A 19,134-nucleotide genomic window follows, 5' to 3' on the forward strand; every position below is an offset into this window, starting at 1 on the left:
GTGTTTTTCCTGTGTGAGTTATTGAGCCCAACGCAATTGCGTCGGCAGCGGTGAAACAGGTTCGGGTTCCGGTGGGGAACCGGGTAGCGCCAGCACGCGGTTGAGCACTTCGGCTTCCAGCGCGGCCAGGCGGTGTGAGCCACGGGCCCGTGGGCGTGGCAGGTCGATGTTCAGGTCGAGGCCGATTTCGCCGTTTTCAATCAGGATCACGCGGTCGGCAATCGCCACGGCTTCGCTGACGTCGTGGGTCACCAGCAACACCGTGAAACCGTGCTTGCGCCACAGGTTCTCGATCAGTTGCTGCATCTCGATACGGGTCAGGGCATCCAGTGCGCCAAGCGGCTCATCGAGCAACAACAGGCGCGGCTGATGGATCAACGCCCGGGCGAGCGCCACGCGCTGTTTCTGGCCGCCGGACAACGCCGCCGGCCATTCATTGGCGCGCTCGGCCAGGCCAACCGCTTCCAGCGCATCCAGCGCTTTGGGGCGCCAGTCGCCCTTTAGACCAAGGCCGACGTTATCGATGATCTTTTTCCAGGGCAGCAAGCGCGCTTCCTGGAACATCAACCGCGTATCTTCAATCGCTTCGTGCAGTGGCGCGGAGCCGGCCAGCAGCTCGCCGCCACTGGCTTTGTCCAGCCCCGCCAACAGGCGTAGCAAGGTACTTTTGCCGCAACCACTACGGCCGACCACAGCCACGAACTGCCCCGCGGGAATATGCAGGTCAATCTCTTTGAGCACTTCCCGCGTACCAAACGCCTTGCGCAACTTGTGCACCGCCAGCGGGATGCCCTTCAGCAGACGCGGAGGTTGTTGAGCCGTCATGCCGCACCTCCTTTCACTTGATAAGCCGGGTGCCAGCGCAGCCACACACGTTCCAGCCCACGGGCGGCCAGGTCGGCCAGTTTGCCGAGGATGGCGTACATGACGATGGCCAGCACCACCACGTCGGTTTGCAGGAATTCACGGGCATTCATCGCCAGGTATCCGATGCCGGAGCTGGCCGAGATGGTTTCCGCCACGATCAGCGTCAGCCACATGAAGCCCAGGGCAAAGCGCACCCCCACCAGGATCGACGGCAGCGCGCCCGGCAGGATCACTTGCCAGAACAGGCTGAAACCGGACAAGCCATAGCTGCGCGACATTTCCACCAGCGCCGGGTCGACATTGCGGATGCCGTGGTAAGTGTTCAGGTAGATCGGGAACAACGTCCCCAGGGCCACCAGGAAAATCTTCGCGGTCTCATCAATGCCGAACCACAGGATCACCAGCGGAATCAGCGCCAGGTGCGGCACGTTGCGGATCATCTGCACGGAGCTGTCGAGCAAGCGTTCGCCCCACTTCGACAAGCCGGTGATAAAGCCCAGGGCCAGACCGATGCTGCCGCCGATCACAAAGCCCAGGCCGGCGCGCCAGCCGCTGATGGCTAGGTGCGTCCAGATTTCGCCGCTGACCACCAGGTTCACCCCGGCTTCGATCACCGCACTCGGCGCTGGCAGAATGCGCGTCGACAACCAACCCGCCGACACCGACAACTGCCACACCGCCAGCAATAAGATCGGCAGCACCCAGGGCGCCACGCGATGGCTGATTTTTTCTAAGTCCATAACGGCACCTCAGCTCTGTGACGCAGCTTTGGGAAGGATGTCGTTGGCAACCATCTCGCCAAACGGGCTGACGTAGCCGGCACTTTTGGGCAGCTCGGGACGTTCGATATCCAGGTGCGGGAACAACAGCTCGGCGACCCGATACGACTCTTCCAGGTGTGGATAACCGGAGAAGATAAAGGTATCGATACCCAGGTCCGCGTACTCCTTGACCCGCGCCGCAACCGTTGGGCCATCACCCACCAGCGCCGTCCCTGCGCCGCCACGTACCAGGCCGACGCCGGCCCACAGGTTGGGGCTGACTTCCAGGTTGTCACGGCTACCGCCGTGCAAGGCTGCCATGCGTTGCTGGCCCACCGAATCGAAGCGCGCCAGGGACGCCTGGGCGCGGGCGATGGTCTCGTCGTCCAGGTGGGAGATCAGTTTGTCGGCGGCTTTCCAGGCTTCGTCGTTGGTTTCGCGCACGATCACATGCAAGCGAATACCGAAGCGCACCGTGCGACCCAGTTTTGCGGCCTTGGCGCGTACCTGCGCGATCTTTTCCGCAACGGCTGCCGGCGGCTCGCCCCAGGTCAGCACCATCTCGACCTGTTCGGCCGCCAGGTCCTGGGCGGCTTCGGAGGAGCCACCGAAATACAGCGGCGGGCGCGGCTGCTGGACGGGCGGGTAGAGCAATTTGGCGCCTTTGACGCTGATGTGCTCGCCGTCGTAGTCCACGGTCTCGCCTTCCAGTACACGGCGCCAGATGCGGGTGAATTCCACCGACGCCTGGTAGCGTTCTTCATGGCTCAAGAACAAACCGTCGCCAGCCAGTTCTTCCGGATCGCCACCGGTGACCAGGTTGAACAGCGCACGGCCACCAGACAGCCGGTCCAGGGTCGCGGCCTGACGCGCGGCCACGGTCGGGGAGATGATCCCAGGGCGCAGGGCAACCAGGAATTTCAAGCGCTGGGTCACGGGAATCAGCGAGGCGGCCACCAACCACGAGTCTTCGCAAGAGCGACCCGTAGGGATCAGCACCCCACCGAAACCCAGGCGGTCGGCGGCCTGGGCCACCTGTTGCAGGTAACCGTGGTCGACAGCGCGGGCGCCTTCGGCGGTGCCAAGGTAATGACCGTCGCCGTGGGTGGGCAGGAACCAGAAAATATTGAGGCTCATGGAGTTGTCTCCTGAATGAAGTCGAATTACGGCGCTTTGGCAACCGCAGCGGGTGGCGTCCAGATCACGTCCTTGATGCTCAAGGGCTTGGGGATCAATTTGAGTTGGTAGAAGCTGTCGGCGATTTTCTGCTGGGCGGCGACCACTTCCGGGGTCAGGAACAGCGCGCCGTAGCCCTGGCGTTTCACCGATGTGAGGGTGATATCTGCTGGCAGGCCGAGCAGTGGGGCGACCTGCTCAGTCACTTCCTGCGGGTTGGCCTTGGACCATTCGCCTACCGCGCGCACCTCTTCCACCAACGCCTTGATCACTTGCGGGTGTTGTTCGGCGTAGGGTTTGGTGGCCAGGTAAAACTGATGGTTGTCGGCAATCCCGGTGCCGTCTCGCAGGGTGCGCGCTTGCAGTTGCTTCTCGGCGGCGGCCTGGTACGGGTCCCAGATCACCCAGGCGTCCACGCTGCCACGCTCGAACGCAGCACGGGCATCGGCGGGGGGCAGGAACACGGTCTTCACGTCGGTGTAGTTGAGGCCGGCATCTTCCAGGGCACGCACTAGCAGGTAGTGCACGTTGGAGCCTTTGTTGAGCACGACCTTTTTACCCTTGAGTTCGGCCACCGATTTGATCGGCGAGTCCTTGGGCACCAGGATCGCTTCGCTGGTAGGCGCGGGTGGTTCGTAGGCGACGTAGAGCAGATCGGCGCCAGCCGCCTGGGCAAACACCGGTGGGGTTTCGCCGGTAACGCCGAAGTCGATGGAGCCGACGTTCAGGCCCTCGAGCAATTGCGGGCCACCGGGGAACTCGGTCCACTGCACCTGCACGCCTTGGTCGGCCAGGCGTTTTTCCAGGGTGCCCTTGGCCTTGAGCAGCACCAGGGTGCCGTACTTCTGATAACCGATCCGCAAGGTCTCGGCGGCTTGGGCTTGAACGATGGCGCCGAAGGACACAGCCGCAGCAAAGAGTGCGACCAGACCACGACGCAAGATGACAGTGCGCATGGCGCTCTCTCCAACTGTGCGATTAGGGTTTTGGCTGCACCTGCTTGGCCGTTGTCGGCTGAGTAAGGTGAGTGTTTCCAGGTTTCTGGGGTGAGGCTCAAATGCTCCAGCGAGCACTCAACAAACGTTCATTCAATACGTCAGGGTCCAGCGGTTTTGGCCGGCGCGCCATGGCGCTGTAGAGCTGCTCCAGGGCTTCGTGCAGACGCTGTTCGAGTACCGGCACCAACTGCGCCTGCACGCTGCCTTCGCCATAGGCGATCTGGCTGTCTTCGGCAAAAATACCGTGGAGCAATTCCTGGGCCTTGAGGGCCGACAGCACCGGCTTCAGGGCGTAGTCCACCGCCAGCATGTGGGCGATGCTGCCGCCGGTCGCCATCGGCAGCACCACCTTATGGGCCAGGGCGCGTTCTGGCAGCAGGTCCAGTACGGTCTTCAACGCCCCGGAAAACGACGCCTTGTACACCGGCGTGGCGATCACCAGGCCGTCGGCATTGGCGACTTGTTGCAGCAGGTCGATGACCTTGGGGCTGTCGAAGCGCGCATGCAGCAAATCTTCAGCCGGGAAGTCCCGTACCTGGTAACTCACCACTTCCACGCCCTGCTGTTGCAGCCACTGACGGGTTTTATCCAGCAAGACCCCAGAGCGGGAACGCTGGCTGGGACTGCCTCCAAGTGTTACGACCAGCATGCAGGAGATTCCTTGGGCAAGTGTCGGCGGTTCGCTGTGCGGCGATGGCGCCAAGATGGGATAGACCTTATCAGCAGATTTATATATCTATAAATCTTATTTATTCATTTGTTTATTCCATAAACACATAAGCGAATTATCAATCCCCAGGCGAAAAAAAAGGCCGTGGAAACGGCCTGAAAACCCCTGCTGTGAGTCAGTGCTTTTTGGTAGGAGCGAGCTTGCTCGCGAAAAACTCACAGGCGCCGCGTTCATTCAGGAAGCACGCGTTATCGTTGACGTTTTTCGCGAGCAAGCTCGCTCCTACAGAGGGATGATCCGTGACGCCTTAACGATTGGGTTGTGGGGTAAGACGCAGGTACGGCTTCACCGCGCGGTAGCCCTTGGGAAAGCGTTTCTTGATCTCTTCCTCGTCTTTGAGCGACGGCACGATCACCACCTCATCCCCATCCTGCCAGTTGGCCGGCGTCGCCACCTTGTGGTTGTCGGTCAGTTGCAGCGAGTCGATCACCCGCAGGATTTCATGGAAGTTACGCCCGGTGCTGGCCGGGTAGGTGATGGTCAGGCGAATCTTCTTGTTCGGGTCGATCACGAACAAGGAGCGCACGGTGAGGGTATCGCTGGCATTCGGGTGGATCAGGTCGTAGAGGTCCGAGACCTTGCGGTCTGCATCGGCCAGGATCGGGAAGTTGACCACGGTGTTCTGCGTCTCGTTGATGTCGTCGATCCACTTGTGATGCGAGTCCACCGGATCTACCGACAGGGCGATGGCCTTGACGCTACGCTTGGCGAATTCATCCTTGAGCTTGGCGGTGAAACCCAGCTCGGTGGTGCACACCGGCGTGAAGTCCGCAGGGTGGGAAAACAACACACCCCAGCTGTCGCCCAGCCATTCATGGAAACGAATCTTGCCGGCGCTGGAATCCTGTTCGAAGTCGGGGGCGATGTCGCCCAGTCTTAGGCTCATGGGTGTGGCTCCTGGTGAGTGCTTATGGAGCCCACTGTGCATGGATTTTTGTTGACTTAAAAAGAATAAATATCGATTTATTTAGACGATAAAAGAATATTAAAAATCAGTTCATTGGACTTGGGAACGGCCTGAGGCCAACATCGCTTTCAAGGTTCGAGAAGGCCTTGAGACGCTGCAAAAAAGAGGGATTCAGGAAGGGCTTGCGGGGGTTGAGCCCGACTTGAACAGCAAGACACCTTGCCCGGCATTGCGCCGGGCAAGGTTTTACAGTCTTACAACAGCGGGATCGAGTAGCTGACGATCAAGCGGTTTTCGTCCTGGTTACGCGCGTTGGCGATGTCGCTGCGCCACATAGCGTTTTTCCACGCCACGCCGACGTTCTTCAGCGGACCTTCCGGTACAACGTAGGCAACAGTGATGTCACGTTCCCACTCGGACTGGCCGGTGAATTCGGTACGGTTGCTGGCGACGGTGTCGATATGATCACCCTTGAGGTAAACCACACCCGCCGTCAGGCCAGGTACGCCGACTTTGGCGAAGTCGTAGGAGTAGCGAGCTTGCCAGGTACGCTCGCCGGCACGGGCGAACTTCTGGATTTGCATGTCGGTGGTGATGTAAGCCGACGACCCGTCACCCTGGTTCAGCCAAGGGAAGTCGCTGCTGCCGTTGCTGACCTGATAACCGCCACCAAAGGTGTGACCGGCCACCGAGTACAGGAACAGGCCGCTGTACAGGTTGTTGTCGACTTTGCCACGGCCAGAGTTCACGCCGCCATAGTTGCCCGTCGAGAAGTAAGCGGACTGGTTACCGTTGTTGCCATCGTCGGAGCTGTTGAAGTAACGCAGGTCAGACTTCAACACACCAGGGCCGATAGCCCAGTTGTGGGTCAGGCCAAGGAAGTGTTGCTTGTAGAAATCTTCCAGGTTGCCGTAGTAGTACTGGGCGGTCAGATCCTTGGTGATCTTGTAGTCGCCACCGGCGTAGTAGAACTTGTTGCTCGAGCGCCAGTTCACGCCACGGCTGTTGGCGCCGGAGATGGACAGGCTTTCGTTGTTGCTGGAGTTACGGCCCTTGGCCTTTTCGATCTGGCCGGCAACCAGGGTCAGGTCCTTGATGTCGCTGGAGGTGATCTGGCCACCCTGGAAGGTCTGCGGCAGCATACGACCGTCGTTGGTGACGATGACCGGCAGCTTGGGCTGCAAGGTACCCAGCTTCAGTTCGGTCTGGGAGATCTTGGCCTTGGCCGTCAGGCCCAGGCTCGAGTAGTTATCAACGGCTTCGCCATTGGACTTGCTCGGGAAGATGGTGCCGCCGTAGGAGCTGGCAGTCGCGCCGTTGGTACCACCGCCCGAATCTAGGCGAACACCCAACAGGCCGATTGCGTCAAGACCGAAGCCAACGGTGCCTTGGGTGTAACCGGAGATGAAACGCAGATCGAAGCCTTGGCCCCACTCTTCGTTCTTGTTCGCACCAGCGCCTTCGCGGTTATCGGTGTTGATGTAGAAGTTACGCAGGCCCAGTGTGGCCTTGCTGTCTTCGATAAAACCGGCAGCGCCTGCTTGCTGGGCGATTGCGCCCAAAGCTACAGCCACAGCCAAGGTGGACTTCTTCATGTACCGCTCCTCTCATTTCTAATTTTTGTATTTCTTTGGTCTCGGGTCTGACGCCCTCGATCCACAGATGCGCGATTAGCGCCAGATAGTGACCACCAAGTCAATCGTAACCTTGTGTGTCTACTACCTTCGTCTAATCGCAGTTGATTTGGTCCCTGCAGGGTAATGAGTTTTTCATACACCCAAAAAGAATTATTTCATTCTTTTTCATACGATCCAGGAATAAGACCTTCCGTGAAGCTGGCCGGTCAGGATAGACGCGCCGCTCCATAAGCTAATTCCTAAAGGGTATTTACTGGTGCTTTTTTAGATCGATTAGTGTGGCCGTACGGTTGCATACGTCACTCACGATCAAAAAGGCGACGCCATCATGGCCAAACGCACATCCTCCCGTCAATTTGTTACAGTTTTTGTATCGCTATTACTTTCTTTTGGTGTCAACGCCGCCGACCTGACGGTGGGCTACCAGACCGGCATCGATCCCAGCAAGGTTCCCCAGGCCGACGGCCTGTACGAAAAAGCCATCGGCGAAAAAATCGCCTGGCGCCGCTTCAACAGCGGGCCGGAGGTGGTCACGGCCATCGCTTCGGGTGATGTACAAATCGGCAACCTCGGCTCCAGCCCACTCGCGGCGGCGGCGTCGCGCAACCTGCCGATTGTGGCGTTTATCGTATCGGCACAGATCAACGCTTCTGAAGCCCTGGTGGTGCGCAACGGCAGTGGCATCGACAAACCCCAGGACCTGATCGGCAAAACCATCGCCACTCCGTTTGTCTCGACCTCCCATTACAGCCTGCTCGGCGCGCTCAAACATTGGGGACTGGACACCAAACAAGTCAAAGTGGTGAACCTGCAACCGGCCGAAATCGCCGCCGCCTGGAAGCGTGGCGATATTGATGGGGCTTTCGTGTGGTCCCCGGCCCTGGGCGAAATCCGCAAGACCGGCAAGACCCTGACAGACGCGGCGCAGGTGGGCCAATGGGGCGCGCCGACGTTTGAGGTGTGGGTGGCGCGCAAGGATTTTGCAGAAAAACATCCTGACATCGTGGCCAAGTTCGCCAAGGTCACCCTGGATGCCTTTGCCGACTATGCCGCCCATAAGGACAGTTGGACGGTGGATTCGGAGCCGGTACAGAAAATCGCCAAATTGACAGGTTCAAATGCCGACGACATTCCGGAACTGTTGGCGGGCACGACGTTTCCGGATGCACAGGCACAGCAAACCGCTGCGTTGCTCAAGGGCGGCACGGCGAAGGCGATTGGGGAGACGGCGAAGTTCTTGAAGGAACAGGGGAAAGTGGAGACGGTGCTGCCGGATTATTCGGCCTATGTGACTGACAAATTCATCACAGAATAAAAACGCGGTCCAGTGTGGGAGCGGGCTTGCTCGCGAATGCGGTGGTCCAGTCATTGATGTATTGACTGACACTGCGCTTTCGCGAGCAAGCCCGCTCCCACATTTTGATCTGCAACGTTCTTAAGGGCCGGGTTTACAGCGCCTTTTCAAAGATCTTGGAGTTGCGCTGATAGTTGTACAGCGACGCCCGCGCCGACGGCAGGCGATCCACGCTACTGGGTACAAAGCCGCGTTCGCGGAACCAGTGGGCCGTGCGGGTGGTGAGTACAAAGAGGGTTTTCAAGCCCTGCGCTCGTGCCCGGGTCTGGATGCGTTCGAGCAACACATCGCCTCGCGCGCCGTGGCGGTACTCCGGGTTCACTGCCAGGCACGCCAACTCCCCCGCATCCGAATCCGCGATCTGATACAGCGCCGCGCAGGCGATGATCATGCCTTCGCGCTCGACCACGCTGAACTGTTCGATCTCACGCTCCAGCACTTCCCGCGAACGGCGTACCAGAATGCCCTGCTCTTCCAGCGGGCTGATCAGGTCCAGCAAGCCGCCGACGTCTTCAATCGCCGCTTCGCGCACCAGTTCGAATTGTTCCTGGGCCACCAGCGTACCGCCACCATCGCGGGTGAACAGTTCGGTAAGCAAGGCGCCATCTTCGGCGTAGCTGACGATATGGCTGCGCCCTACGCCACCCCGACAGGCTTCGGCAGCGGCATCGAGCAGTTCGGCTTGATAGTTGCTGCCCAGGCGTTGCAGGTGCGCGGGTACTTGTTGTGGGCGCAATTCACGCACTAGGCGGCCGTTCTCATCGATCAGACCGGGATCGGCACCGAACAGCAGCAACTTGTCGGCGCCCAGGTCGATGGCGGCGCGGGTGGCGACGTCTTCGCAGGCCAGGTTGAAGATCTCGCCGGTGGGCGAATACCCCAGGGGCGAGAGCAGCACGATAGAGCGCTCGTCCAGCAGGCGGTTGATACCCTTGCGGTCGACCCGACGCACTTCGCCAGTGTGGTGGTAGTCCACGCCTTCAAGCACGCCGATTGGCCGTGCGGTGACCAGGTTGCCGCTGGCCACGCGCAGACGCGAGCCCTGCATCGGCGAGGACGCCATGTCCATGGACAAGCGCGCCTCGATGGCAATACGCAGATGACCCACCGCGTCGATCACACACTCCAGCGTCGCGGCATCGGTGATGCGCAAGCCTTCGTGGTAAGCCGGGGTAAGGCCGCGTGCTTCAAGGCGGGTTTCGATTTGCGGGCGCGAGCCGTGCACCAGCACCAGGCGCACACCCAGGCTGTGGAGCAGCACCAGGTCGTGGACGATATTGCCGAAATTAGGGTGGTCCACACCATCGCCGGGCAGCATGACCACAAAGGTGCAGTCGCGGTGGGCGTTGATGTAGGGCGAAGCGTGACGAAGCCAATTGACGTATTCGGGCATAACACCTGGGCCTGTAATAAAAAGCAGCCAAATAAAGGATCAATCGTGAAAGCGCACAGCGGCTGATGGTTATCGTCGGAACAGGCTTGGCGACACGCTCACTCTCCTTATGTACGAATGGGCAGGGGCAAATTTATGCAGGTTTCAGGCAGTAGTGTTCGATCAGTTCCCGCAATAGACGCACTGTAGGCGTCAAGCGTGACATTTCAAGGTATTCGCCAGGCTGGTGGGCGCAGGCAATATCGCCAGGGCCAAGCACCAGGGTTTCACACCCAAGGCGCTGAAGATAAGGCGCTTCGGTGCCGAACGCTACTGCTTCGGCACGATGACCGGTCAAACGTTCCGCCACCCGCACCAACTCGGCGTCTTCGGGCTGCTCGAAGGGTGGCACTTCGGGGAACAACGGCGCGTAGTCGATCTTGACCTTATGCCGCTCGGCCAGAGGTTCGAGCTTCTGGCGGATCGCGGCGCGCAGCACTTCGGGATCCATGCCCGGCAGGGGGCGCAGATCGAACTCCAACGAGCACTGGCCGCAGATGCGGTTGGGGTTGTCGCCGCCGTGAATGCAGCCGAAGTTCATCGTCGGCTGCGGCACGCTGAATTGCGCATTGCGATACTCGCGCTGCCACGCCAGACGCAGGCCGCGCAGTTCGCCGATGGCGTCATGCATGGCTTCCAGGGCGCTGTGGCCCAGGCTGGGGTCCGACGAGTGGCCGCTGCGCCCAAGGATCTCGATGCGCTCCATCATCACGCCTTTGTGCAGACGGATTGGCTTGAGCCCGGTCGGCTCGCCGATCACAGCTGCACGACCTAATGGACGCCCCGCCTCGGCCAGCGCACGGGCACCGGACATAGAGCTTTCCTCGTCACAGGTGGCAAGGATCAACAGCGGTTGCTTGAAGGGCTGGTCGAGCAGCGGCAACACCGCTTCGATGACCAGGGCGAAAAAACCCTTCATGTCACAGCTGCCCAGCCCTACCCAGCGGCCATCGACCTCCGTCAGCTTGAGCGGGTCGGTTTTCCACAGCGCCGCGTCATACGGCACGGTATCGCTATGCCCCGCCAACACCAGGCCACCGGGGCCGCTGCCGAAACTGGCCAACAGGTTGAACTTGCCGGGGCTGACTTGTTGGATATCGATGGCAAAGCCCAGGTCGCCCAGCCAAGCGGCGAGCAGGTCGATCACCGGGCGGTTGCTCTGGTCGAGAGACGCCTGGGTGCAGCTCACCGACGGTGCGGCGATCAAGGCGGCGAACTGCTCTTTCATGGACGGTAACGGCATGCGCGGTCTCCCAACTTCCCGGATGAACCTCACTATAGAGGCATCTGCGCAACACAATAAACCGTTGCGGCACGTTGCCGGGCTCAGTCCTGTACACTGCACGACCTTGGCAGCCACACTTTTCCCCGGCTGCGCTCCCGATCCTGGATTTTCCGGCCATGCAGAAAGAAACCGAAATCAAGCTACGCGTCAGCCGCGAAACACTCGCCGCGCTGCGTGAGCACCCGTTACTGAAAAAACGCAACAAAAGTGGCTGGGAACGCCGTGAGTTGATGAACCAGTACTTCGACACCCCCGAGCGTGACCTGGCCCAGGCCAAGGTTGCCCTGCGCCTGCGCAAGGACGGTGACGACATCATCCAGACCCTCAAGACCCGTGGCCAAAGCGTCGCCGGCTTGTCGGAACGCAACGAATACAACTGGGACCTGCCCAAAGCCAAGCTCGATGTGAAGAAACTCGACGGCGAGTGCTGGCCCGAGCAACTGGCCGAGTTGGACAAAAAGACCCTCAAGCCGATCTTCACCACCGACTTCGTGCGTGAACGCGCCGAGATCGCTTGGGGCCGTGGCAAGGCCAAGGTGGTGATCGAAGCCGCCCTGGACCTGGGCCACGTGGTGGTCGGCAAGCAGAAAGAAGAAATCTGCGAGCTGGAACTGGAACTGCGCGAAGGTGAACCGGCAGCCCTGCTGGAGCTGGCCGCCGAGCTGGCCGCAACCCTGGCCCTGATGCCGTGCGACATTAGCAAGGCCGAACGCGGCTATCGCCTGTATGACGCCAGCAGCTACTCGCTGAGCCTGCCGGCGCCACAGATCCACGCCGAAATGCCATTGGACGACACCTTCGCCGCGATCCTGTGGCACCTGCTGGGCAGCAGCCAGCGCCTGGCCGAGCAATACCGCTTCAATGGCCACTGGCGCCTGCTGCAGGACTGGGTCGAGAACCTCGGTGAATTGCGCGCCCTGATCGGCAGCCTCGGCCAGGCCGCGCCGCGCCAATCCACCAGCGAACTGCGCAGCGCCCTGGATGCACTGCTGGAAGACTGGCGCCCGCTGGTCCAGGCCGGTGACGACGATGAAGACATTCGCAAAGCCGCGCCGGAACAGTTCATCGAAGAGCTGCAAGACGTGCGCTGGGGTCTGTTCTCACTCAACCTCTCGCGCTGGTTGCTGGCTCGCACCTGGACGGCCGAACGTAACGTGCGTGGCAACCGTCAGGGCGCTGCACAAATTACCAACTGGCTGCCACGCCTGTTGGCCGATGACGCCGTCGCCCTGCAACTGCAGCGCTACCAGCAACAGCCGGAAGATCTGGCCGAGCAACTGCCGCGCATCGAACGCATCCAGGCCTGGCTGCACCATGCGCGCCATGTGGTGGACATTCCTGAACTGGACCGTTTGTATGGCGAGCTGAACAAGCTGGCGCACCTGGCCAACCAGCCGATTACCGATGAATCGCTGGATGCGCGTATGCACCAGGCGATTGCGGTTTATCAGAATCGTGCCTGGAAGACTCTTCTGCGCCTGTAGGTCCAGTTACCCCGTAGGAGCGAGCTTGCTCGCGAAAAACCCGAGAGCGATGTGGGGAGCCAGGCTTCCCGCGTCATCGTTAACGATCTTCGCGAGCAAGCTCGCTCCTACAGTCAATGGCATGCCTGTCAGCGCAATACTGGCAGGCTGGTGGTGGACTTGATCTCCGACAGCGCCACAATCGAGTTTACCTCCTGAATCCCCGGCACCATCGACAACTTCTCGAAGAAAAACCGCTCGTACGCCTCGATATCCGAGGTGACGATACGCAGCAGAAAATCCACCGCTCCCATCAGCACATAGCACTCCAACACTTCCGGAAACCCGCGAATCGCCTCGGTGAACTCAGTGAAATTGGAGCGACCGTGAGCGTTGAGTTTGACCTCGGCGAAAATCTGCGTGTTGAGCCCGATTTTCTTGCGGTCCAGCAGCGTGACCTGGCCGCGGATCACACCCTCCTCCTTGAGCCGCTGAATGCGCCGCCAACACGGCGACTGCGACAGGCCGACCTGTTCGGCAATCTGTGCACTGGAGAGCGAGGCATCCTCTTGCAGCAAGGCCAGGATGCGGCGGTCGTAGACGTCCAACTCACTGTGCATAAACGTACCCATGTATAGGCTGATATTGAATTGCTTAAGTCGATTTATCGCCAAACAGGCTCATTTTAGATAAGAAATCTCCCGAGGCGAATGTAAAAATTTCTCCAGTCGAAACTGGAGATTCAGCATGCATGCCGTCGAAACCGCCTACCCCGCCACCCGCGCCGATGCGTGGGCCGCCAATAGCAGCCACTGCCAGGCGCACTATCGCATCGTCGCCGAGGCTGAACCGGACGTGCTGTGCCGGGTGCTGAACTACTTCGCGCTGCAATTGCTCACGCCCACCCAGGTCAGCATGAACCGGGAAGCCGACCTGCTGAGCATCGATATCGTGATGACCGGCCTGAGCTGGCACCGCGCCCAGGTGATCGGTGAAAAGATTCGAAACCTGATCAGCGTCTGCACCCTGGAGCTGTGGTCAGCTGATTCCGAGCGGCCTCAAGCGTTGGCAGCGATGGCGCAGTAAAAACCGGCAATACACGCGCCAGCAGGATCTTCAGCGGCTGGCTAGCCTGGGATTACCCCCCAAGCCCCCAGGAAAGCCTGCATGCACGCCGCCGCTCACGATCACCCCTTGGAACTGCAGCAATTGTTGCCGGCGCTGGTCGAGCAAGGGCTGATCACGGCGCAGGCGGCGCAAAAGGTATCACCAGCGTCCGGCAGCCAGCATCCCTTGGAATGCATCGCAGCCCAGGGCCTTTGCCTTGAGACCTTGACACAATGGCTGGCCCGGCAGGTAGGCCAGCCTTACCTGCGCATCGACCCATTGAAGATTGATGTGGCAGCCGTGGTGCCCTTGATGTCCCATGCCTTTGCCCAGCGCCACGGCATTCTTGCAGTCGCCGTCGATGCCTGCAGCGTGACGATCGCCAGTGCCCAACCCCATGTCACCACCTGGGAAGCCGGGCTGTCCCAGGTGCTCAGACGCACGATCAAGCGCGTGGTTGCCAACCCCAGCGATATCCAGCGCTCTATCAACGAGTTTTACCGTTTAGCCAAGTCCGTCAGCGGTGCGGATCAAAAGATGACGACGCCTGGCAATGTCGACTTGCTCAGCCTCGGCGCCAGCGACAAGGAGCCGGATGCCAACGACGCGCATATCGTCAACATCGTCGACTGGCTGCTGCAATACGCCTTTGGCCAACGAGCCAGCGATATCCATATCGAGCCCTGCCGCGACCAGGGTCGGGTGCGCTTTCGCATTGATGGGCTGCTGCATGACGTCTATCAATTTCCCCCGCAGGTCACCATGGCCGTAGTCAGCCGCCTGAAAAGCCTGGGGCGAATGAACGTGGCCGAAAAACGCAAACCCCAGGATGGCCGCGTCAAGACCAGGAACCCTGCGGGTGTCGAAGTGGAATTGCGGCTTTCGACCCTGCCCACGGCATTCGGCGAAAAGCTGGTGATGCGAATTTTCGACCCACAGGTGCTGCTCAAGGATTTTGATCAGTTGGGTTTGTCCAACGCCGACCAGCAGCGCTGGCACGCCATGACGCGACGCAGCCACGGCATCATCCTAGTCACCGGCCCCACCGGCTCAGGCAAGACCAGCACCCTCTACGCCACCCTCAGGCAACTGGCGACCCGCGAGGTCAACCTGTGCACGGTGGAAGACCCGATTGAAATGGTCGAGCCGGCCTTCAACCAGATGCAGGTCCAGCACAACATCGACCTCACGTTCGCCAGCGGCATCCGCGCCCTGCTGCGCCAGGACCCGGACATCATCATGATCGGCGAAATCCGCGACCAGGAGACCGCAGAGATGGCTATCCAGGCCGCGCTGACCGGGCACCTGGTGCTCTCGACCCTGCACACCAACGATGCACCCAGTGCTATCAGCCGCTTGCAGGAGCTGGGCATTGCTCACTATTTGATCAAAGCCACGCTCATAGGCGTGATGGCGCAGCGCCTGGTGCGGCTTCTGTGCAGCCACTGCATGCGCCCGCTGGGCCAGGAGGACGCTGGAGGCTGCGAAGCCGTCGGCTGTGCGCAATGCCGTGACAGCGGTTATCGAGGCCGGGCCGGGCTGTATGAAATCATGCTCATGGACCCGACACTCCAGGCGCTGGTCACCCCGGGTGCGGACGTGCAAGCCCTGCGCCGTGAGGCACTGGCACAAGGCATGAGCAGCCTGCGCATGGCCGGCATCGAGAAAGTGAAGGCCGGCCTGACCACGATGACGGAGGTATTGCGGGTCACACCAGGGGATTCAGAAACAAATCCTTTGTTTGTTAGGCCATGAAACCGTCCTTATCCGTGACCAGACCGTTACAATCGGCCTAATGTCGTTCACTGACACCTTCAGATAGGGAATCGCTATGCAGATCGGAACCGTACTGCTTCTTTTCGTAGGCTTGGCCATCGCCATCCTCTTCATGGGATTCAAAGTGGTGCCCCAGGGCTACCAATGGACCGTCGAACGTTTCGGCCGCTACACCAACACTTTAAAACCCGGCCTGAATATCATCATCCCGGTCATGGACCGCATCGGTCGCAAGATCAACGTGATGGAAAGCGTGCTGGATATCCCGCCTCAAGAAGTCATCACCGCCGACAATGCCACCGTGCAGATCGATGCCGTGTGCTTCTTCCAAGTGGTCAACACCGCCCAGGCCGCCTATGAGGTCAACAACCTCGAACATGCTATCCGCAACCTGCTGCAGACCAATATCCGTACCGTACTCGGCTCCATGGAACTGGACGCCATGCTGAGCCAGCGTGACGGCATCAACGAAAAACTCCTGCGCACCGTGGATGAAGCCACTGCGCCATGGGGCATCAAGATCACCCGCATCGAAATCAAGGACATCAGCCCTCCCGCCGACCTGATGGCCGCCATGTCCGGCCAAATGAAAGCCGAGCGGATCAAGCGTGCACAGATCCTCGAAGCAGAGGGCCTGCGTGCTTCGGCGATCCTGACAGCAGAAGGCAAAAAGCAGGCGCAAATCCTTGAAGCCGAAGGCAGCCGCCAGGCAGCGTTCCTGGAATCCGAGGCACGCGAGCGCCAGGCCGAAGCCGAAGCGCGGGCGACACAAGTGGTGTCCGAAGCCATTGCGTCGGGCAACGTGCAAGCGGTGAACTACTTCGTCGCGCAAAAATACATCGACGCCCTGGGCAAACTCGCCTCGGCCAACAACAGCAAGGTCATATTGATGCCGCTGGAAGCCAGCCAGGTGATTGGCGCCGTGGGTGGTATCGGCGAGATCGTCAAAGCCACTTTCGACAACAAGAAAGGCTGAGGCCATCACCATGTGGGACTTCCTGCTGCATTTGTCGTTCTGGGACTGGTTGGCGCTGGGCACCGTGCTGTTGATTCTCGAGGTGTTCGGTGCCGGAGGCTACCTGCTCTGGATGGGCATCGCCGCCGCAGCCGTGGGCGTGATCAAGTTCCTGTTCCCACCGCTGGGGCTGGAATGGCAACTTCTGCTGTTTGCGGTGTTGTCGATACTGACCGCCGTGTACTGGTGGAAACGCCAACGCAGCAGTGCCAAGGCCAGCGACCAACCGGGGTTGAACGAGCGCGGTTCAGAGTTGGTGGGGCGCACTTTCATGGTGCATCAAGCCATTGTGGACGGTCGCGGCAAGGTCAAAGTCGGCGATGGCGTGTGGATGGTCACCGGTGCAGACGCCCCGGTGGGCGCTCAAGTCCGCGTGGTTGGCCAGGATGGGGTGATTCTAAAGGTTGAAACTGTTTAGTCAGTGATGGAACTGGATCGGGTTAACTACAATCAAAACGTACAGATAACCCACCGGAGTCACCCATCATGCGTCTCAAATATGCTGTCGCAACCCTCGCTGTGCTTTCCCTACCTGTCGGCTCAGCCATGGCCGATAGCTTCTGGCGTAATGTCATCTCGTCGGGCGCCACCACTGGCTCGACTTACCTGACGTTCAAGGACCACAAGCTGGTGGTCGCCGCCCAGGACGACGCGGGCAGCTTCGTCGCCAGCGACGGCGGCATTCGCGGCCCGTATCTGGAAGCGGCCATGCAGAAGGTCCGCGCCGATAACCCTGGCCTCCAAGCCACGGACATGGAACTGGCTAACGCCATCCTGGCGAAGAATGCTGTAACCGAGTAACAACTGCCTTCATAAAAAATGCCGCTTTCTCAAGCGGCATTTTTTTGCCTGCTGCATGACGAATCGTTCATGGATGACAGGCTATATTCAGTCTCACCGTGCAACCATGCCCTACTGACACGCCTACTTTTCATCGCCTACCCGAAACGGATGCCTTCTTCGTCATGAGCCAACAGCCCTTCCTGCCGTTTTCCAAACCGACCATTGATGAAGCCACCATTTCGGCGGTCGGCGATGTTCTGCGTTCCGGCTGGATCACCAGCGGACCAAAGGTGCAGGCGTTCGAAGCACAGCTCTCGGACTATTTTGGCGGCCGTCCGGTGCGCACCTTCAACTCGGGCACCTGCACCATGGAGATCGCCTTGCGCATCGCCGGGATCGGGCCAGGGGATGAAGTCATCACCACCCCAATCTCCTGGGTTGCCACGGCCAACGTGATTCTCGAAGTCGGCGCCACTCCCGTCTTTGCCGACATCGACCCGGTGACGCGCAATATCGACCTGGCCCAGGTAGAAGCTGCCATTACCCCGCGCACCAGGGCGATCATCCCGGTCTACCTGGCCGGCTTGCCCCTGGATATGCCGATGCTCTACGCGCTGGCCAACAAGTACAACCTGCGCATTGTCGAAGATGCCGCCCAGGCCCTGGGTTCCAGCTGGGATGGAGAACGCATCGGCGCAACCGGCGACTTCGTGTCCTTCAGCTTCCAGGCGAACAAGAACATCACGTCGTCCGAAGGCGGCTGCCTGGTGTTGAACAATGCCGAGGAGGCCCGTCTGGCAGAGAAGTACCGACTGCAAGGCGTCACCCGCAGCGGCTTCGATGGCCTGGATGTGGATGTGCTGGGTGGCAAGTTCAACATGACCGACATTGCCGCCGCCATCGGCCTGGGGCAATTTGCGCACATCGAGAAGATCACCGCACATCGTCAGAACCTGGCACGGCACTACTTCAAATGCTTGGGCAGCGATTTCGAAGCTCAGTACGGCGCGCAACTGCCGCCGGCCGACTTCGAAAACAGCAACTGGCACCTGTTCCAACTGGTGTTGCCGGAACGCCAGGATGGCCTGCCGGCCCGTGCGACATTCATGGAACAGATGCAGGCCCACGGCGTGGGTATCGGCTATCACTACCCCCCGATTCATCTGCTGAGCCTGTATCGGGCACAGGGTTTCAAGGAAGGCATGTTCCCGGTGGCGGAGCGTGTTGGGCGTTTGATCGTGTCGTTGCCGATGTTCACAGCGATGACAGAGGCGGATGTGGAGCGGGCTGTAGCGGCGGTTAAAACCGTACTGAACACTCAAGGTTGATGCAGTACAGTGTGGGAGCGGGCTTGCTCGCGAATGCGGTGGTTCAGTCATTGATGTATTGACTGACACTCCGCATTCGCGAGCAAGCCCGCTCCCACATTAGCCCGCGCCTGTATTGGGGCAGGCGTTTATTCGCCGATGGCGGCTTTGTAGCCGGCGGCATCCAGCAGCTTGTCCAGCTCGGCCTTGTCGCTTGGCTTGAGCTTGAAGATCCACGCGCCGTACGGGTCAGAGTTCAGCAGCTCAGGGCTGCCACTCAGCTCTTCGTTGACAGCAATCACTTCGCCGGCAACCGGCGAGTAGATATCCGAGGCTGCTTTCACCGACTCAACCACACCCGCCTGGCCTTGCGCTTCAAAATTGGCACCCACTTCCGCCAACTCAACAAACACCACATCACCCAAAGCTTCCTGTGCATGGTCGGAGATCCCGACGGTCACGGTACCGTCAGCTTCCAGACGGGCCCATTCGTGACTTTCGGCAAAACGCAGTTCGGCAGGGATATTGCTCATAGT

General features: G+C 60.1%; 19 protein-coding genes. 8 read left to right on the forward strand and 11 right to left on the reverse strand.

Annotated elements, in window-relative coordinates:
• Window positions 1-18: 18 nt before the first annotated feature.
• The 7 genes from ssuB to BUE92_RS21010 form a co-directional block, all read right to left on the reverse strand.
• Entirely contained in the window at window positions 19-825 is an 807-nt protein-coding gene (ssuB, locus tag BUE92_RS20980; RefSeq protein WP_073526048.1) for an aliphatic sulfonates ABC transporter ATP-binding protein, read from the reverse strand.
• A complete protein-coding gene (gene ssuC / locus BUE92_RS20985; protein WP_003195258.1) occupies window positions 822-1,607 on the reverse strand; it encodes an aliphatic sulfonate ABC transporter permease SsuC in 786 nt (261 codons plus the stop codon). The genes ssuB and ssuC overlap by 4 nt, the downstream gene beginning before the upstream one ends.
• A 9-nt stretch (window positions 1,608-1,616) precedes the next feature.
• Entirely contained in the window at window positions 1,617-2,765 is a 1,149-nt protein-coding gene (ssuD, locus tag BUE92_RS20990) for an FMNH2-dependent alkanesulfonate monooxygenase (protein WP_073526049.1), read from the reverse strand.
• A 26-nt stretch (window positions 2,766-2,791) separates the two neighbouring features.
• Complete coding sequence (locus tag BUE92_RS20995) at window positions 2,792-3,760, reverse strand: sulfonate ABC transporter substrate-binding protein (protein ID WP_073526050.1); 969 nt, start codon at window positions 3,758-3,760, stop codon at window positions 2,792-2,794.
• A gap of 97 nt (window positions 3,761-3,857) precedes the next feature.
• Window positions 3,858-4,451 carry an NADPH-dependent FMN reductase gene (gene ssuE, locus BUE92_RS21000; RefSeq protein WP_014720392.1) on the reverse strand — a complete coding sequence of 198 codons (594 nt, stop codon included), beginning with the start codon at window positions 4,449-4,451 and terminating at the stop codon, window positions 3,858-3,860.
• A 328-nt stretch (window positions 4,452-4,779) separates the two neighbouring features.
• Window positions 4,780-5,418, reverse strand: coding sequence for a peroxiredoxin (locus BUE92_RS21005; protein ID WP_073526051.1), 639 nt, complete (start codon window positions 5,416-5,418; stop codon window positions 4,780-4,782).
• Window positions 5,419-5,693: 275 nt separating this feature from the next.
• Window positions 5,694-7,034, reverse strand: a complete 1,341-nt coding sequence (locus BUE92_RS21010; RefSeq protein ID WP_073526052.1) for an OprD family porin — start codon at window positions 7,032-7,034, stop codon at window positions 5,694-5,696.
• A gap of 370 nt (window positions 7,035-7,404) precedes the next feature.
• Between BUE92_RS21010 and tauA the strand changes: the two genes are divergently transcribed.
• A complete protein-coding gene (gene tauA, locus BUE92_RS21015; RefSeq protein WP_073526053.1) occupies window positions 7,405-8,391 on the forward strand; it encodes a taurine ABC transporter substrate-binding protein in 987 nt (328 codons plus the stop codon).
• Between the two features lie 133 nt (window positions 8,392-8,524).
• On the opposite strand, the gene argA is transcribed toward tauA, so the two are convergent.
• Window positions 8,525-9,823, reverse strand: coding sequence for an amino-acid N-acetyltransferase (gene argA, locus BUE92_RS21020; protein ID WP_003195273.1), 1,299 nt, complete (start codon window positions 9,821-9,823; stop codon window positions 8,525-8,527).
• A 133-nt stretch (window positions 9,824-9,956) separates the two neighbouring features.
• A complete protein-coding gene (gene argE / locus BUE92_RS21025) occupies window positions 9,957-11,105 on the reverse strand; it encodes an acetylornithine deacetylase (protein WP_073526054.1) in 1,149 nt (382 codons plus the stop codon).
• A 158-nt stretch (window positions 11,106-11,263) separates the two neighbouring features.
• On the opposite strand from argE, the gene BUE92_RS21030 reads away from it, so the two are divergent.
• Window positions 11,264-12,631 (forward strand): CYTH domain-containing protein, encoded by a 1,368-nt coding sequence (locus BUE92_RS21030; RefSeq protein ID WP_073526055.1) that lies wholly within the window; start codon window positions 11,264-11,266, stop codon window positions 12,629-12,631.
• Between the two features lie 128 nt (window positions 12,632-12,759).
• Here BUE92_RS21030 and BUE92_RS21035 read toward each other — a convergent pair whose 3' ends face one another.
• Window positions 12,760-13,230, reverse strand: coding sequence for an Lrp/AsnC family transcriptional regulator (locus BUE92_RS21035; RefSeq protein WP_010167872.1), 471 nt, complete (start codon window positions 13,228-13,230; stop codon window positions 12,760-12,762).
• A gap of 127 nt (window positions 13,231-13,357) precedes the next feature.
• Between BUE92_RS21035 and BUE92_RS21040 the strand changes: the two genes are divergently transcribed.
• From BUE92_RS21040 to BUE92_RS21065, 6 genes are all read left to right on the forward strand, one after another.
• A complete protein-coding gene (locus tag BUE92_RS21040; protein WP_073526056.1) occupies window positions 13,358-13,696 on the forward strand; it encodes a hypothetical protein in 339 nt (112 codons plus the stop codon).
• Window positions 13,697-13,777: 81 nt separating this feature from the next.
• Window positions 13,778-15,472 (forward strand): GspE/PulE family protein, encoded by a 1,695-nt coding sequence (locus tag BUE92_RS21045; RefSeq protein ID WP_073526057.1) that lies wholly within the window; start codon window positions 13,778-13,780, stop codon window positions 15,470-15,472.
• A 76-nt stretch (window positions 15,473-15,548) separates the two neighbouring features.
• A complete protein-coding gene (locus BUE92_RS21050) occupies window positions 15,549-16,469 on the forward strand; it encodes an SPFH domain-containing protein (RefSeq protein WP_003176797.1) in 921 nt (306 codons plus the stop codon).
• Window positions 16,470-16,479: 10 nt separating this feature from the next.
• Entirely contained in the window at window positions 16,480-16,926 is a 447-nt protein-coding gene (locus tag BUE92_RS21055) for an NfeD family protein (RefSeq protein ID WP_073526058.1), read from the forward strand.
• A gap of 68 nt (window positions 16,927-16,994) precedes the next feature.
• Window positions 16,995-17,309, forward strand: coding sequence for a DUF2388 domain-containing protein (locus BUE92_RS21060; RefSeq protein WP_003176799.1), 315 nt, complete (start codon window positions 16,995-16,997; stop codon window positions 17,307-17,309).
• A gap of 164 nt (window positions 17,310-17,473) precedes the next feature.
• A complete protein-coding gene (locus BUE92_RS21065) occupies window positions 17,474-18,619 on the forward strand; it encodes a DegT/DnrJ/EryC1/StrS family aminotransferase (RefSeq protein WP_073526059.1) in 1,146 nt (381 codons plus the stop codon).
• 128 nt (window positions 18,620-18,747) lie between these two features.
• On the opposite strand, the gene gcvH is transcribed toward BUE92_RS21065, so the two are convergent.
• Window positions 18,748-19,131, reverse strand: coding sequence for a glycine cleavage system protein GcvH (gcvH, locus tag BUE92_RS21070; protein WP_073526060.1), 384 nt, complete (start codon window positions 19,129-19,131; stop codon window positions 18,748-18,750).
• Window positions 19,132-19,134: the final 3 nt, after the last annotated feature.

This window comes from Pseudomonas fluorescens (assembly GCF_001902145.1).
Taxonomy (GTDB): Bacteria; Pseudomonadota; Gammaproteobacteria; order Pseudomonadales; family Pseudomonadaceae; genus Aquipseudomonas; species Aquipseudomonas fluorescens_BV.